Origin of the sequence: Streptomyces sp. NBC_00647, from assembly GCF_045207245.1 — a bacterium.
GTDB lineage: Bacteria > Actinomycetota > Actinomycetes > Streptomycetales > Streptomycetaceae > Streptomyces.
This window is the reverse complement of record NZ_CP109040.1, coordinates 2,804,887-2,818,454: the sequence shown is the minus strand read 5'-3', so window position 1 is coordinate 2,818,454 and position 13,568 is coordinate 2,804,887. Positions and strand designations below refer to the sequence as shown.

12 protein-coding genes are annotated in these 13,568 nt (G+C 70.7%); 5 read left to right on the top strand and 7 right to left on the bottom strand.

Annotation, left to right across the window (positions count from 1 at the left end; genetic code table 11):
* Nucleotides 1-19 precede the first annotated feature (19 nt).
* Both OG788_RS12415 and OG788_RS12410 read right to left on the bottom strand, forming a co-directional pair.
* Nucleotides 20-1,501 carry a CoA transferase gene (locus OG788_RS12415; RefSeq protein ID WP_406370717.1) on the bottom strand — a complete coding sequence of 494 codons (1,482 nt, stop codon included), beginning with the start codon at nt 1,499-1,501 and terminating at the stop codon, nt 20-22.
* 105 nt (nt 1,502-1,606) lie between these two features.
* Nucleotides 1,607-3,133, bottom strand: a complete 1,527-nt coding sequence (locus tag OG788_RS12410; RefSeq protein ID WP_406370715.1) for a S8 family peptidase — start codon at nt 3,131-3,133, stop codon at nt 1,607-1,609.
* A gap of 423 nt (nt 3,134-3,556) precedes the next feature.
* On the opposite strand from OG788_RS12410, the gene OG788_RS12405 reads away from it, so the two are divergent.
* The 3 genes from OG788_RS12405 to moaA all read left to right on the top strand — a co-directional run bounded on the left by OG788_RS12405 (nt 3,557) and on the right by moaA (nt 6,710).
* On the top strand, nt 3,557-3,913 hold the full coding sequence (locus OG788_RS12405; protein ID WP_356759026.1) for a DUF485 domain-containing protein: 357 nt from the start codon (nt 3,557-3,559) through the stop codon (nt 3,911-3,913).
* Complete coding sequence (locus OG788_RS12400; RefSeq protein WP_406370713.1) at nt 3,910-5,547, top strand: cation acetate symporter; 1,638 nt, start codon at nt 3,910-3,912, stop codon at nt 5,545-5,547. Before OG788_RS12405 ends, OG788_RS12400 begins: the two co-directional genes overlap by 4 nt.
* Before the next feature lie 173 nt (nt 5,548-5,720).
* The gene (moaA, locus tag OG788_RS12395) at nt 5,721-6,710 is read left to right on the top strand and encodes a GTP 3',8-cyclase MoaA (protein WP_406370712.1); all 990 of its coding nucleotides are present in this window, start codon (nt 5,721-5,723) and stop codon (nt 6,708-6,710) included.
* A gap of 13 nt (nt 6,711-6,723) precedes the next feature.
* Here moaA and OG788_RS12390 read toward each other — a convergent pair whose 3' ends face one another.
* Together OG788_RS12390 and OG788_RS12385 are read right to left on the bottom strand one after the other, a co-directional pair.
* Complete coding sequence (locus tag OG788_RS12390; RefSeq protein WP_406370710.1) at nt 6,724-6,978, bottom strand: hypothetical protein; 255 nt, start codon at nt 6,976-6,978, stop codon at nt 6,724-6,726.
* Nucleotides 6,979-7,314: 336 nt separating this feature from the next.
* Entirely contained in the window at nt 7,315-7,701 is a 387-nt protein-coding gene (locus OG788_RS12385; protein ID WP_406367630.1) for a DUF3099 domain-containing protein, read from the bottom strand.
* Nucleotides 7,702-7,945: 244 nt separating this feature from the next.
* Between OG788_RS12385 and OG788_RS12380 the strand changes: the two genes are divergently transcribed.
* Nucleotides 7,946-8,221, top strand: a complete 276-nt coding sequence (locus tag OG788_RS12380; protein WP_351537681.1) for a GlsB/YeaQ/YmgE family stress response membrane protein — start codon at nt 7,946-7,948, stop codon at nt 8,219-8,221.
* Nucleotides 8,222-8,382: 161 nt separating this feature from the next.
* Here OG788_RS12380 and tyrS read toward each other — a convergent pair whose 3' ends face one another.
* Genes tyrS through OG788_RS12365 form a run of 3 tightly spaced genes read right to left on the bottom strand, consistent with a single transcriptional unit; the run spans nt 8,383 to nt 12,610 of the window.
* Nucleotides 8,383-9,651: a tyrosine--tRNA ligase gene (gene tyrS, locus OG788_RS12375; protein WP_406370708.1), complete on the bottom strand. Its 1,269-nt coding sequence runs from the start codon at nt 9,649-9,651 to the stop codon at nt 8,383-8,385.
* A gap of 44 nt (nt 9,652-9,695) precedes the next feature.
* Nucleotides 9,696-11,090 carry a metallopeptidase TldD-related protein gene (locus tag OG788_RS12370; RefSeq protein WP_406370706.1) on the bottom strand — a complete coding sequence of 465 codons (1,395 nt, stop codon included), beginning with the start codon at nt 11,088-11,090 and terminating at the stop codon, nt 9,696-9,698.
* Nucleotides 11,087-12,610 carry a TldD/PmbA family protein gene (locus OG788_RS12365; RefSeq protein WP_406370704.1) on the bottom strand — a complete coding sequence of 508 codons (1,524 nt, stop codon included), beginning with the start codon at nt 12,608-12,610 and terminating at the stop codon, nt 11,087-11,089. Before OG788_RS12365 ends, OG788_RS12370 begins: the two co-directional genes overlap by 4 nt.
* Before the next feature lie 249 nt (nt 12,611-12,859).
* Here OG788_RS12365 and fabG point away from each other — a divergent pair, with 249 nt between their 5' ends.
* Nucleotides 12,860-13,564, top strand: coding sequence for a 3-oxoacyl-[acyl-carrier-protein] reductase (fabG, locus tag OG788_RS12360; RefSeq protein ID WP_351127958.1), 705 nt, complete (start codon nt 12,860-12,862; stop codon nt 13,562-13,564).
* Nucleotides 13,565-13,568 lie beyond the last annotated feature (4 nt).

Below are 13,568 nucleotides of genomic sequence, written 5' to 3'. Positions count from 1 at the left end.
CCGGCCCGGCGCGCTCGGCTCACGCCCAGCGGGCCGCGTCCGTCCCCCAAGGTCCCGGCGGGCGTGACCAGTCGGCGGGGCCGCCCGTGAACGAGACCGGGGACAGGGCGTGGCGGAGGCGGCCGATGGGGCTGTCCCGCTCGGACAGCCAGGCGTCCGGGCGGTCGTACGACGCCCCGGCCACGCGATGCTCGTACGGCAGCTCCGCCGCAGGGCGGATGTACGGCGATCCGGCCACGCGGTGCTCGGACGGTACTTCCGCCGTGGGGTCCGTCGCCGCGCCGGGCGCGTCCCCCCGCTCGATCCCGTCCGTCAGCCACGCCGCCGTCCGCGCCAGCGCCAGCCGTACGAGGCTCCCGCGGCCGTCCTCCGCCCGCTCGGTCAGCGCGCGCAGGACGGCCGCCGCCAGCAGATACCCGGTGCCGTGGTCGAGGGCCTGTGCGGGCAGTGCGCCGGGCCGCTCCGGTGATCCCTCGGTCACGGCGATCCCGGTGGCCACCTGCACCAGACTGTCGAAGCCCCGCCGCCCGCCCCAGGGCCCGTACGTCCCCCACGCCGACAACTGCGCGACGATCAGTCCGGGGTAGCGCTCGGCCAGTGCCTCGGGGGAGAGCCCGAAGCGGTCCAGAGCGCCGGGCCGGTACCCGGTGACGACGACGTCCGCCGCCGCCAGCAGTCCGTCGAAGGTGTGCCGGTCGGCCGTCAGGTCCAGCACCGTCGAGCGCTTCCCGAAGCCCGTGTCCGCGTGCGCGTCCGGGTCCTCCGGCAGCCCCGGCGCGTCCACCCGGAGCACATCGGCGCCCAGCAGGGCGAGCGTGCGGGTGGCGACCGGGCCCGCGATGACCCGGGTCAGGTCCAGGACGCGAACCCCGGCGGCGGGCAGCAGCGGCCCGCCGCCGACCGGGGCGAGGGCGCGCGAGCCCGCCGTGCCCGGCCGGCCGCGCTCGATCAGCGGCCGCCGCGCCACGGCGACGCCCTGTTCGTGAGCGGCCCACTCCTTCGCCGTGCGCAGTGCGACGGCGAGGCCACCGGCGGCGTACACCGTCTCCTCGACCTCCCGCGCGGACCGCCCGGCGAGCGCGCCGGCCACGTCCTCCGCGGTCGCGTCGGGCGCCGCGCCCAACGCGTCCAGCAGTCGCGCCCGGTGACGGGGATAGTTGGCGTGCGTCCGCACCCAGCCGTCCGCGGTCCGCCAGAACCGGGACAGCGGCGCGAACGAGACCGGTGCGCGCCCGTCGATCGTCAGATGCCGTTCGCTGACGAACGCCGTGGCGACGGCGCCGTCGTCCAGGGTCACCAGCGGCACCTGCGCGAGCCCGGCCCGGCGGGCCCCCAACTCGGCGGCGGCCAGCGCGCACACGCCCACGCAGGCGCGCGCCGATGCGCGTACGGGCAGCCGGGCTTCCAGCGCACCCGCACGCACCACGGTCGAGACCCCGGGAAGCAGCGCGGGGTCTCCGCCCAGCTCCTGCCACGCGGCGGCCATCGGTGAATGTGTCATACCGGCACTATGCAGCGTGGACCCGATCAACAGGGGAGGCGCCCGGGGACGACGCGGCCCCGGCCGCCGCGGTGGCGGGCCGGGGCCGTGGAGCATCGGCAGCTGCTACTTGACCGCCCGCAGGGCGTTGACGATGCCGAATCCGTAGAAACCGTTCACGTGCTTGCCGCCCACGCAGGTCGCGTCGACGACGCCGTCACCGTTCCCGTCGTACGGGTCCGTCGGGCAACCCGGGTTGTCCGCCTGGGCCTTGAGGAGGACCTGGAGCTGAGCGGGCGTCGCCCAGGGGTACTTGGACTTCAGCAGCGCGGCCACGCCGGCGACGTGCGGCGTCGCCATCGAGGTGCCCTGGAGGTAGGCGTACTGGTTGTTCGGCATCGTGGACAGGATGCGGCCGTTCTGCGACGGCGTGTCCGGGATCTGGTACCGGTCGCCGCCGGGCGCCGCGACGTCGATGACGCCGTCGCCGTAGCTGGAGAAGTACGACTTGGCGCCCTTGACGCCGGTCGAGGAGACCGTGACGACACCGGGCAACTGGGTCGGGATGTCGGAGCACTTGTGCGGGTCGACCGTCCGCGTGGTCGGGGTCGAGTCGTCGGGGCTGGAGGCGTCGGTCAGCGCGTCCGCGTCGAGGTCGTCGTTGGAGTTGCCCGCCGCGGCGACATTCAGCGTGCCCTTCTTCTGGGCGTACAGCTGGGCCCGGTTGACGGCGTCGACGATGGCCTTCTGGTCGGGGTCGTCGAGGCAGTTGTACAGCCACGGGTCCACGTAGTAGCTGTTGTTGGTGATCTCGACGCCGTGGTCGGCGGCGAACACGAAGGCGCACACGACGCTCTCCGGGAAGAACAGCTGGGTGGAGTCGGGCTCGGCCACGGTGATGCCGGAGACCTTCACGCCGGGCGCGACACCCGCGACGCCGATGCCGTTGCGGGCCGCCGCGATCTCCCCCGCCACATGCGTGCCGTGATAGTGGTCGGCGTCCACCGGGCGCCACGCACCGAACGAGGTGTCCGGCTTCCCGCCCACACAGTTCGCGGACTGCGAGGGGGAGAAGTTCGGCGCGATGTCCGGGTGTGTGTCGTCGACGCCGACGTCGATCACGGCGACGGTCACCTTCTTGCTGCCCGGGTTGATCGCGGCCGCCTTGTCGGCGCCTATCGCGCGCAGATCCCACTGATCGGCCTCGAGGGGCTCCTCGCCGACGCCGGCGGTCTTCGCGACCCTGGCGGCCTCGGCGGCCGACAGCACCTGCGCCGCGCCCTCGTCCGTCGTCGCCGCGGGGGCCAGCGGCGAGGTACGGGTGGCACCGGCCGACTGCACCCCGCGCGCCGTCCGGATCTGCCGGCCGAAGTCCGGGTTCGCCGAGTGGACGACGATCACGCCGATCTGCTCGTAGGCGATGACGACACTGCCGCCGGCCGCGCCGATCGCCTTCTTCACCGACTCGATCGTGCGGTGGTCCGTCTTCGTATTGACCACGTACGAGAGGTTCGGCCCGTCCGCGGTCGTCGCGGCGGGCGCGGTGAGCGGGGCGGCCGATGCGGCACCCGGGAGGAAACCGAGTGAGGCGGTGAGCGACACAACGACCGGCACGGCGAGGGCAAGACGGCGTCTGGAACGCAGATGAGCCATGGGATCTCCACATCATCCGGAAAACGGAGCTGCCCGAACACGGATGGTGCTCGGGCAGGTACATGACGGAATGTGCAGGCCGAAGCTATCCTCCCGGCGCCCGGGCCAGCAATGACTTGCGGCGACGACTTCCGAAAGAAGTCGGGGGAGTTGAACCGGTCCACGCGTGGCGCCGTGACCTTGAGCAGGGAGCCCGTGGACGATCGAGCCCCCTGTTCGGATCACGGAACGGATGCGCGTCCTCGCACTCCGTGACGTGAACCCACGCCACTGTGAGGTCGAAGCCGCATGTCCGTACCCGAACCGCCCCCGCCCCCGTCCTCGTCGGCGAGCCCCGATTCGCCACCGCCCCCGTCCCCGTCGGCGAGCCCCGACTCGCCCCCGCCCACCGTCGTATCCGCACCCGCAACGCGAGGAGACACCGTGGCCACCGACGCACCGCCACCCTCGAAAACCGGAGCCCCGCTTCCTTCCACCGCGGAGTTCGTCGAGATGCAGGAGAGCGCCGAATTCGGTGAACTCCGCAGCTCCCACCGCTCCTTCGCCTTTCCGCTGACCGTCGGATTCATCCTCTGGTACCTGCTGTACGTGCTGCTCTCGAACTACGCGGGCGACTTCATGGGCACCAAGCTGTTCGGCAACGTCAACGTCGCCCTGGTCCTCGGCCTCGCCCAGTTCCTCACCACGTTCCTCATCGCCTGGTGGTACTCGCGGCACGCCGCCAGTCAGCTCGACCCCAAGGCCGACGCCATCAAGTCCCGGATGGAGGGCGGCGCATGAGCTCCGTACAGACCACCGCGCACACGACCGTGCTGGCCGCGGGCGAGGCGAGCGAGCACCGCCCGCTGATCATCACCCTGTTCGCGGTGTTCGTCGCCGCGACGCTCGTCATCACCGTCTGGGCGGGCCGCCAGACCAAGGACGCCGCCGACTTCTACGCGGGCGGCCGCCAGTTCACCGGCTTCCAGAACGGACTCGCCGTCTCCGGCGACTACATGTCCGCCGCGTCCTTCCTCGGCATCGCCGGCGCGATCGCCCTCTTCGGCTACGACGGCTTCCTCTACTCGATCGGCTTCCTGGTCGCCTGGCTGGTCGCCCTGCTCCTGGTCGCCGAGCCGCTGCGCAACTCCGGCCGGTACACGATGGGTGACGTCCTCGCCTACCGCATGCGCCAGCGCCCGGTCCGTACGGCCGCGGGCACCTCGACCATCGTCGTGTCGATCTTCTACCTGCTGGCCCAGATGGCGGGCGCGGGCGTCCTCGTCTCGCTGCTTCTCGGCATCACCAGCGACGCCGGAAAGATCGGCATCGTCGCGCTCGTCGGCGTCCTGATGATCGTGTACGTCACCATCGGCGGCATGAAGGGCACCACCTGGGTGCAGATGGTCAAGGCGGTCCTGCTGATCGCCGGCGCACTGCTGCTCACCTTCCTGGTGCTGCTGAAGTTCAACTTCAACATCTCCGACCTGCTCGGCAAGGCCGCCGAGAACAGTGGCAAGGGCTCCCCCTTCCTTGAACCGGGCCTCAAGTACGGCGCCACCTCCACCACCAAGCTGGACTTCATCTCCCTCGGCATGGCGCTGGTCCTCGGCACCGCGGGCCTGCCGCACATCCTGATCCGTTTCTACACCGTGCCCACCGCCAAGACCGCGCGGAAGTCGGTCAACTGGGCGATCGGCCTCATCGGCGCCTTCTACCTGATGACCCTCGCGCTCGGCTTCGGCGCCGCCGCGCTGATCAAGCCGGACGAGATCATCGCCTCCAACAAGGCGGGCAACACGGCGGCACCCCTGCTCGCCCTGCACCTCGGCGGCGTCGACTCCAGCTGGGGCGCGATCCTGCTCGCCACGATCTCCGCCGTCGCCTTCGCCACGATCCTCGCGGTCGTCGCGGGACTGACGCTGGCCTCGTCCTCGTCGTTCGCGCACGACATCTACGCGAACGTCATCAAGAAGGGGCAGGCGTCGGAGAAGCAGGAGATGAGGGCCGCCAGGTACGCGACGGTCGGCATCGGCGCCGTGTCGATCCTGCTCGGCGCCCTCGCCCGCGACCTCAACGTCGCCGGTCTGGTCGCGCTCGCCTTCGCGGTCGCCGCCTCCGCCAACCTGCCGACGATCCTCTACAGCCTGTTCTGGAAGAAGTTCACCACCCAGGGCGCGCTCTGGTCGATCTACGGCGGTCTGGTCACGGCCGTCGGCCTGGTGCTGTTCTCCCCGGTGGTCTCGGGCAAGCCCACCTCGATGTTCCCGGACGTCGACTTCCACTGGTTCCCGCTGGAGAACCCGGGCCTCATCTCCATCCCGGTCGGCTTCCTGCTCGGCTGGCTGGGCACCTTCCTGTCCAAGGAGGAGCCGGACGCCGGGAAGTACGCCGAACTGGAGGTCCGCTCCCTGACGGGCACCGGAGCACACTGAGGCACCGGCATCGCGCGGGCTCGTCGTGGGCCACCGGTGGGACCACCACTGGTAGGTCCCTACGACGGGCCCGCGCCGCGTCTCGTGGGATCGGGCCACTGTCGTCGTCAGTCCCGTCACGTAGGCTCACAGGTGTTCGGGAAATGTGATCGGCAACGAGGGAGGGGGCCCACGTGCTCATCGACACCTACGGCCGGGTGGCCACCGACCTGCGCGTCTCACTGACGGATCGGTGCAACCTCCGCTGTACGTACTGCATGCCCGAAGAGGGCCTGCAGTGGCTGGCCAAGCCCGACCTGCTCACGGACGACGAGATCGTCCGCCTGATAGAGATCGCGGTCACCGGCCTCGGCATCGAAGAGGTCCGTTTCACCGGAGGCGAGCCCCTGCTGCGCCCCGGCCTCGTCGGCATCGTCGAGCGGGTCGCGGCGCTCGCCCCCCGCCCCCAGATGTCCCTCACGACCAACGGCATCGGCCTCAAGCGCACCGCGGCCGCCCTGAAGGCCGCGGGCCTGGACCGGGTGAACGTCTCGCTGGACACCCTGCGCCCCGACGTCTTCAAGACCCTCACCCGCCGAGACCGCCACAGGGACGTCATCGACGGCCTCGAAGCGGCCCGCGACGCCGGCCTGACCCCCGTCAAGGTCAACTCGGTCCTCATGCCGGGCCTGAACGCCGACGAAGCCCCGGACCTGCTGGCCTGGGCCGTGGAGCACGACTACGAACTCCGCTTCATCGAGCAGATGCCCCTGGACGCCCAGCACGGCTGGAAGCGCGACGGCATGGTCACCGCCGGGGACATCCTGGCCTCGCTGCGCACCCGTTTCGAGCTCACCGAGGAAGGCGCCGACGAGCGGGGTTCCGCACCCGCCGAGCGGTGGATCGTCGACGGCGGACCGCAGCGCGTCGGCGTGATCGCCTCGGTCACCCGCCCGTTCTGCTCGGCCTGCGACCGCACCCGCCTCACCGCCGACGGACAGGTGCGCACCTGTCTCTTCGCGACCGAGGAGACCGATCTGCGCGCCGCGCTGCGCTCGGGAGCGCCCGACGAGGAGATCGCCCGTATCTGGCGCGTCGCGATGTGGGGAAAGAAGGCGGGCGCGGGCCTGGACGACCCGTCGTTCGTCCAGCCCGACCGCCCGATGTCGGCGATCGGCGGCTGACGAGGTCCGCCGCCTAGTCCTCGCCGCGCTCCGCCGACGGCGAAGCGTCCCACTCGTCCAGCTTCACGACGTCCTTCAGGAACCCGCGTACACCGAGGAACTGCGACAGGTGCTCGCGGTGCTCCTCGCACGCGAGCCAGGTCTTCCTGCGCTCGGGCGTGTGCAGCTTCGGGTTGTTCCAGGCGAGCACCCACACGGCATCCGCACGGCAGGCCTTGGCCGAGCAGACGGGGGAGGCGGGATCGGATCCGGGGGCGTTCAGGTTCACGCTGCCGACCCTAGCCGAGGCCTCACATCACGCGTTCCGCACGGTCGGCCGGCTGTCCGTGGAAGCGACCCCTGTCGCACATAAAGGCGACGCCGAGCAGCCACGGGGGGAGCTGCCCGGCGTCGGTCCGTCGCTCCGACGGGGGATGCGGAGCGCGTAAGAAGTATGTCACGGGTAACCCGCCGCCCGGCACTGGAACAACATGATTGATCTGAGCTTTTCTTGAGCTTGCCGGGCCCCGGTATTCCGCTTTCGGAGGATCCTCCGCCGCCGTCACAGGGCCGATCCGGCAAGGGTCCGCAGCACGATCGGGGGTGGACCGAGCCCGGCTCGGCCTCAGCTCAGGTCGTGCGGCTCGGTCCGCAACGGCACCCCGGGATCGGCCGCCGCGTCCTGGGGAACCGACTCCCCGGAGTCGTCCGCCCGAGGCGGCGTGATCATCGGACGCGACGGCGCGGCGACGAACGTCGAGGGGAGCGAGGGCGTGTTCTCGCGGCCCGCGTTGGCGATGACCACGGCGATGTACGGCAGGACGAGCCCGAGGACCAGAGCGACGATGGCGACATGGCGTTCGACGTTCCACAGAGTGGCCGCCAGGATCACGGACACCGTACGGACGGACATGGAGATGACGTAGCGGCGCTGCCGGCCGCGGACGTCGTCGTCCAGTCCCTGCCTGGCTCCGGTGATCCGGAAGACCTGGACGTTGCTGTGCTTCCTGATCACGCTCCACCACCCGCCTGCGTCGGACGCTCCCCGGTCCGTACCTGGTACGAACCCGTCGAGGAAGAGGGCCCGGACTCCTTCCACGGTACGCCGCGCCTGCGCCGCCTTCGAGACCGGGGCATGTCCTGACCGGCTGGACACGGTGCGTCGTAGCGCGTATGGCTCCGCCCGACATGCGCCGTATGGCTGACGGCAAGAAACTGACGGTACTGCTCACACAGAGCGGCACTAGGAGGCAGACATGGGCTGGTTGTGGGCGATCATCGTCGGGTTCGTGCTGGGCCTGATCGCCAAGGCGATCATTCCCGGCAAGCAGCACAGCCCGCTCTGGCTGACCACCATCTTCGGCATCCTCGGAGCGATCGTCGGCAACGCGATCGCCCGGGGCATCGGCATTGGCGAGACACGCGGCATCGACTGGGGCCGGCACGCTCTGCAGCTGGCCGCCGCGATCGTCCTCGTGTTCCTCGGCGACATGCTCTACATGGCCGTACGGGGCGACAAGGCGAAGGCCTGAGACCGGCGGTCGGGAGAAGGTCTGAGACTGCGCCCGACCGCCCGACCGCCCGACCGCCCGACCGCCCGACCGACCGCCCGGGAGACGGCGTGAGTACCGCGGTACGGCGAAGGGGGCGGCCCCCGTCAGGGAGCCGCCCCCTTCCCGTGCGCGGAGCAGGCTCAGACGCCCGTGACCTCGACCGCGGCCAGGCTCTTCTTGCCCCGGCGCAGCACCAGCCAGCGTCCGTGCAGCAGGTCCTCCTTGGCGGGGACCGCGTCCTCGGTGGCGACCTTCACGTTGTTCACGTAGGCCCCGCCCTCCTTGACCGTGCGGCGCGCGGCGGACTTGCTGGCCACCAGGCCGACCTCCGCGAAGAGGTCCACGACGAGACCCGCCTCGGCGACCTGGATGTGCGGCACCTCGGACAGGGCCGCGCTGAGCGTCCGCTCGTCGAGCCCGGTCAGCTCGCCCTGCCCGAACAGGGCCTTGGACGCGGCGATCACGGCGGCGGTCTGGTCGGCGCCGTGCACCAGCGTCGTCAGCTCCTCGGCCAGCGCGCGCTGGGCGGCACGGGCCTGGGGACGCTCCTCGGTCTGCTTCTCCAGCTCCTCCAGCTCCTCGGGCGACCTGAACGACAGGATCCGCATGTACGTCGAGACGTCACGGTCGTCCACGTTCAGCCAGAACTGGTAGAAGGCGTACGGCGTCGTCATCTCGGGGTCGAGCCAGATGGCGCCGCCCTCGGTCTTGCCGAACTTGGTGCCGTCCGCCTTGACCATCAGCGGCGTCGCCAGCGCGTGCACGTGGGCCCCCGGCTCCAGGCGGTGGATCAGATCCAGGCCCGCCGTGAGGTTGCCCCACTGGTCGCTGCCGCCCTGCTGCAACGTACAGCCGTAGCGCCGGTACAGCTCCAGGAAGTCCATGCCCTGGAGCAGCTGGTAGCTGAACTCCGTGTAGCTGATGCCCTCCTCGGATTCCAGGCGACGGGCCACCGAGTCCTTCGTCAGCATCTTGTTGACGCGGAAGTGCTTGCCGATGTCCCGCAGGAACTCGATGGCCGACAGGCCGGCCGTCCAGTCGAGGTTGTTCACCATGACCGCGGCGTTCTCGCCCTCGAAGGACAGGAACGGCTCGATCTGCGAACGCAGGCGCGTCACCCAGTTCGCGACCGTCTCCGGGTCGTTCAGGGTGCGCTCGGCCGTCGGGCGCGGGTCGCCGATCTGGCCCGTGGCCCCGCCGACCAGGGCGAGCGGGCGCAGCCCCGCCTGCTGGAGGCGACGCATGGTGAGCACCTGCACCAGGTGCCCGACGTGCAGGCTGGCCGCGGTCGGGTCGAAGCCGCAATAGAACGTGACGGGACCGTCCGCGAGCGCCTTGCGCAATGCATCTTCGTCGGTGGACAGGGAGAACAGCCCCCGCCACTTCAGCTCGTCGACGATGTCCGTCACGGTTCTCGTATCTCCTTGGGTGGTCTCGTGAATCAGGTACGAGGTTATACGCCCTGGCTGACAGAGCTCATATTGAAGTCCGGCACCCGCAGGGCGGGCATCGCGGCCCTGGTGAACCAGTCGCTCCATTCCCGGGGCAGCGTCTTCTCCGTCCGCCCCGCTTCCACGGCCCGTCCCAGCAGCCCCACGGGCGACTCGTTGAACCGGAAGTTGTTCACCTCGCCCACGACCTGGCCGTTCTCGACGAGGTAGACCCCGTCCCGGGTGAGCCCGGTCAGCAGCAGCGTCGCCGGGTCGACCTCACGGATGTACCAGAGGCAGGTCAGCAGCAGACCGCGCTCGGTGGCGGCGACCATCTCCTCCAGCGAGCGGTCCTCGCCGCCGTCGAGGACGAGGTTCCCGATCGACGGGGTCACCGGCAGCCCGGTCAGGTCGGCGCTGTGCCGGGTGGTGGACAGATGCCGCAGCTCGCCCTCGCGGATCCAGTCGGTGGCCTTCAGCGGGAGCCCGTTGTCGAACACGGAGGCGTCGTCGCCCGAGGAGTGGGTGAGGACGAAGGGGGCGGACTCCAGGCCCGGCTCGTTCGGGTCACTGCGGAGCGTCAGCGGCAGCTCGGTGAGCCGCTCGCCGATCCGGGTGCCGCCCCCGGGCTTGCTGAAGACGGTCCGGCCCTCCGCCGCGTCCCGGGCGGCGGCCGACCACATCTGGTAGATCAGCAGGTCCGCCACGGCGGTCGGCGGCAGCAGCGTCTCGTAGCGCCCGGCGGGCAGGTCGATGCGCCGCTGCGCCCAGCCCAGCCGTACGGCCAGTTCCGCGTCCATCGCCGCCGGGTCGACGTCCTTGAAGTCCCGCGTCGAGCGGCCGGCCCAGGCCGAGCGCGTACGGTCCGGGGACTTGGCGTTGAGCTCCAGCGTGCCGTTCGGCTGGTCGTGCCGCAGCCGCAGCCCCGTCGACGTGCCGAGGTAGCTGGAGACGAGTTCGTGATTGGCGAAGCCGTACAGCTCGCGGCCGCCGGCACGCGCGCGTGCGAACGATTCGCCGAGCGCCGGAGCGAAGTCGGCGAAGACGGTGGAGGAGGTCTCCGCGGGCGCGTCCGTGAAGTCGGGGGACTCCGGCACGCCCGTGACCAGCGGCCGGCCGTCCTCGGCGGGACCGGCGCCCCGCGCCGCGGCCTCGGCCGCCCGCACGAGGGGCTCCAGCTCGTCGGCGGTCACCGCCGAGCGCGAGACCACACCGGACGAGGTGCCCTCGCGGCCGTCGACGGTGGCGATCACGGTGAGCGTGCGCCCGCGTGTGACCCCGTTCGTGGTGAGGGCGTTGCCCGCCCAGCGCAGGTTGGCGGTGGACTGCTCGTCGGCGATCACCACACAGCCGTCGGCGCGGGACAGTTCGAGGGCGCGCTCGACGACCTCGTGGGGCTTGCTCGTACGGGTGCTCATCGACCGGCCTCCGACGTGGTGTTGAGGATGTTGACACCCTTGAAGAGGGCGGACGGGCAGCCGTGCGACACCGCGGCGACCTGGCCCGGCTGAGCCTTGCCGCAGTTGAAGGCGCCGCCGAGGACATACGTCTGCGGGCCGCCCACCGCGGCCATCGAACCCCAGAAGTCGGTGGTCGTGGCCTGGTAGGCGACATCGCGGAGCTGACCCGTGATCCGGCCGTTCTCGATCTTGAAGAAACGCTGACCGGTGAACTGGAAGTTGTAGCGCTGCATGTCGATGGACCAGGACCGGTCGCCGACGACGTAGATGCCGCGGTCGACGCCCCCGATCAGGTCCTCGGTGGCCAGCCCGCCGGGGTCCGGCTGGAGGGACACGTTGGCCATGCGCTGCACGGGCACATGCCCGGGGGAGTCGGCGTACGCGCATCCGTTGGAACGGTCGAAGCCGGTCAGCCTCGCGATCCGCCGGTCCAGCTGGTAGCCGACGAGCGTGCCGTCCTTCACCAGGTCCCAGGACTGGCCCGCGACGCCCTCGTCGTCGTACCCGACGGTCGCCAGGCCGTGCTCGGCGGTGCGGTCGCCGGTCACGTTCATCAGCTCGGAGCCGTACCTGAGCTTGCCGAGCTGGTCGAAGGTGGCGAAGGACGTCCCGGCGTACGCGGCCTCGTAGCCGAGCGCGCGGTCCAGCTCGGTGGCGTGCCCGATGGACTCGTGGATGGTCAGCCACAGGTTGGACGGGTCGACGACGAGGTCGTACAGCCCCGCCTCGACGCTCGGCGCCCGCATCTTCTCCGCGAGCAGCTCGGGAATCCGTTCCAGCTCGGAGTCCCAGTCCCAGCCCGTGCCCCTCAGGTACTCCCAGCCGCGCCCGACGGGCGGCGCGATCGTCCGCATCGAGTCGAACTCGCCGCTGGACTCGTCGACGGCGACCGCGGTGAGCTGCGGATGCAGCCGCACCCGCTGCTGCGTGGTCACGGTCCCGGCGGTGTCGGCGTAGAACTTGTTCTCGTGCACGGTCATCAGCGAGGCGTCGACATGGTTGACGCCGTCGGCCGCCAGCAGCCGCGCGCTCCAGTCCGAGAGCAGCCCCGCCTTCTCCTCGTCCGGCACGGAGAAGGGATCGATCTCGTACGAGGAGATCCACGTCCGGTCGGCGTGCACCGGCTCGTCCGCCAGCTCGACGCGCTCGTCGGAACCGGCAGCCTTGATCACCTGGGCCGACAGCTTCGCCATCGCCACGGCCTGCGAGGCGACCTTCGCGGCCGCGTCCATCGTCAGGTCCACGCCCGACGCGAACCCCCAGGTGCCGCCGTGCACGACCCGTACCGCGTACCCCAGGTCGGTGGTGTCCGACGATCCGGCCAGCTTGGCGTCGCGCAGCCGCAAGGACGCGCTGCGCACCCGCTCGAACCGGAAGTCCGCGTGGTCGGCGCCCAGCGCCCGCGCCCGCGCGAGCGCGGCGTCGGCGAGTGCGCGCAGCGGTAGCGCCGTGAAGGCTTCGTCGATGGAATGAGGCACCGAGGTCTCCCTGCTGTCGTGGCCCGTCGGGTCCGATCATGTCGCGCCTGCGGGTCCGGCGGCCACGCCTTTGCCGTCACCGGGCGCGTCTTTCGGCCTTGCCGCCTCGGCTTTCTGTAGGGATCCGACAGCAGGCACCCGGAGCCACTGTCGGTGCCCGATTCTCTGAGAGGCCGAGCGGACCGATAGGTTTTCGTGGAAGGCGCCTGTAATGCAGGGGTTTCATTCCGCTATCGAAAGGGTGATCCGTTGAGCCGCTCGGTTCTCGTCACCGGAGGCAACCGGGGCATCGGCCTCGCCATCGCCCGCGCATTCGCCGACGCAGGCGACAAGGTCGCGATCACGTACCGGTCCGGTGAGCCGCCGGCCGGCTTCCTGGCGGTCAAGTGCGACATCACCGACACCGAGCAGGTGGAGCAGGCCTACAAGGAGATCGAGGCCGAGCACGGCCCGGTCGAGGTCCTGGTCGCCAACGCCGGCGTCACCAAGGACCAGCTCCTGATGCGCATGTCCGAGGAGGACTTCACCTCGGTCATCGACACGAACCTCACCGGCGCCTTCCGCGTCGTCAAGCGCGCCAACCGTGGCATGCTGCGGGCCAAGAAGGGCCGCGTCGTCCTCATCTCGTCGGTCGTCGGGCTGCTCGGCTCCGCGGGGCAGGCGAACTACGCCGCGTCCAAGGCCGCCCTTGTCGGCTTCGCGCGTTCGCTCGCCCGGGAACTCGGCTCGCGCAACCTCACCTTCAACGTCGTCGCGCCCGGCTTCGTCGACACCGACATGACGCAGGCGCTCACCGACGAGCAGCGCGCGAACATCGTGTCGCAGGTGCCGCTTGGCCGCTACGCGCAGCCCGAGGAGATCGCCGCGACGGTGCGGTTCCTCGCCTCGGACGACGCTTCGTACATCACTGGAGCCGTCATCCCGGTTGACGGCGGACTGGGAATGGGTCACTGATCAC

Excerpts from the sequence above, each read along its gene's own strand:
- OG788_RS12400 (WP_406370713.1), top strand. The coding sequence starts at position 3,910 with ATGAGCTCCGTACAGACCACCGCGCACACGACCGTGCTGGCCGCGGGC.
- OG788_RS12410 (WP_406370715.1), bottom strand. The coding sequence starts at position 3,133 with ATGGCTCATCTGCGTTCCAGACGCCGTCTTGCCCTCGCCGTGCCGGTC.
- OG788_RS12380 (WP_351537681.1), top strand. The coding sequence starts at position 7,946 with ATGGGCTGGTTGTGGGCGATCATCGTCGGGTTCGTGCTGGGCCTGATC.
- OG788_RS12370 (WP_406370706.1), bottom strand. The coding sequence starts at position 11,090 with ATGAGCACCCGTACGAGCAAGCCCCACGAGGTCGTCGAGCGCGCCCTC.
- OG788_RS12415 (WP_406370717.1), bottom strand. The coding sequence starts at position 1,501 with ATGACACATTCACCGATGGCCGCCGCGTGGCAGGAGCTGGGCGGAGAC.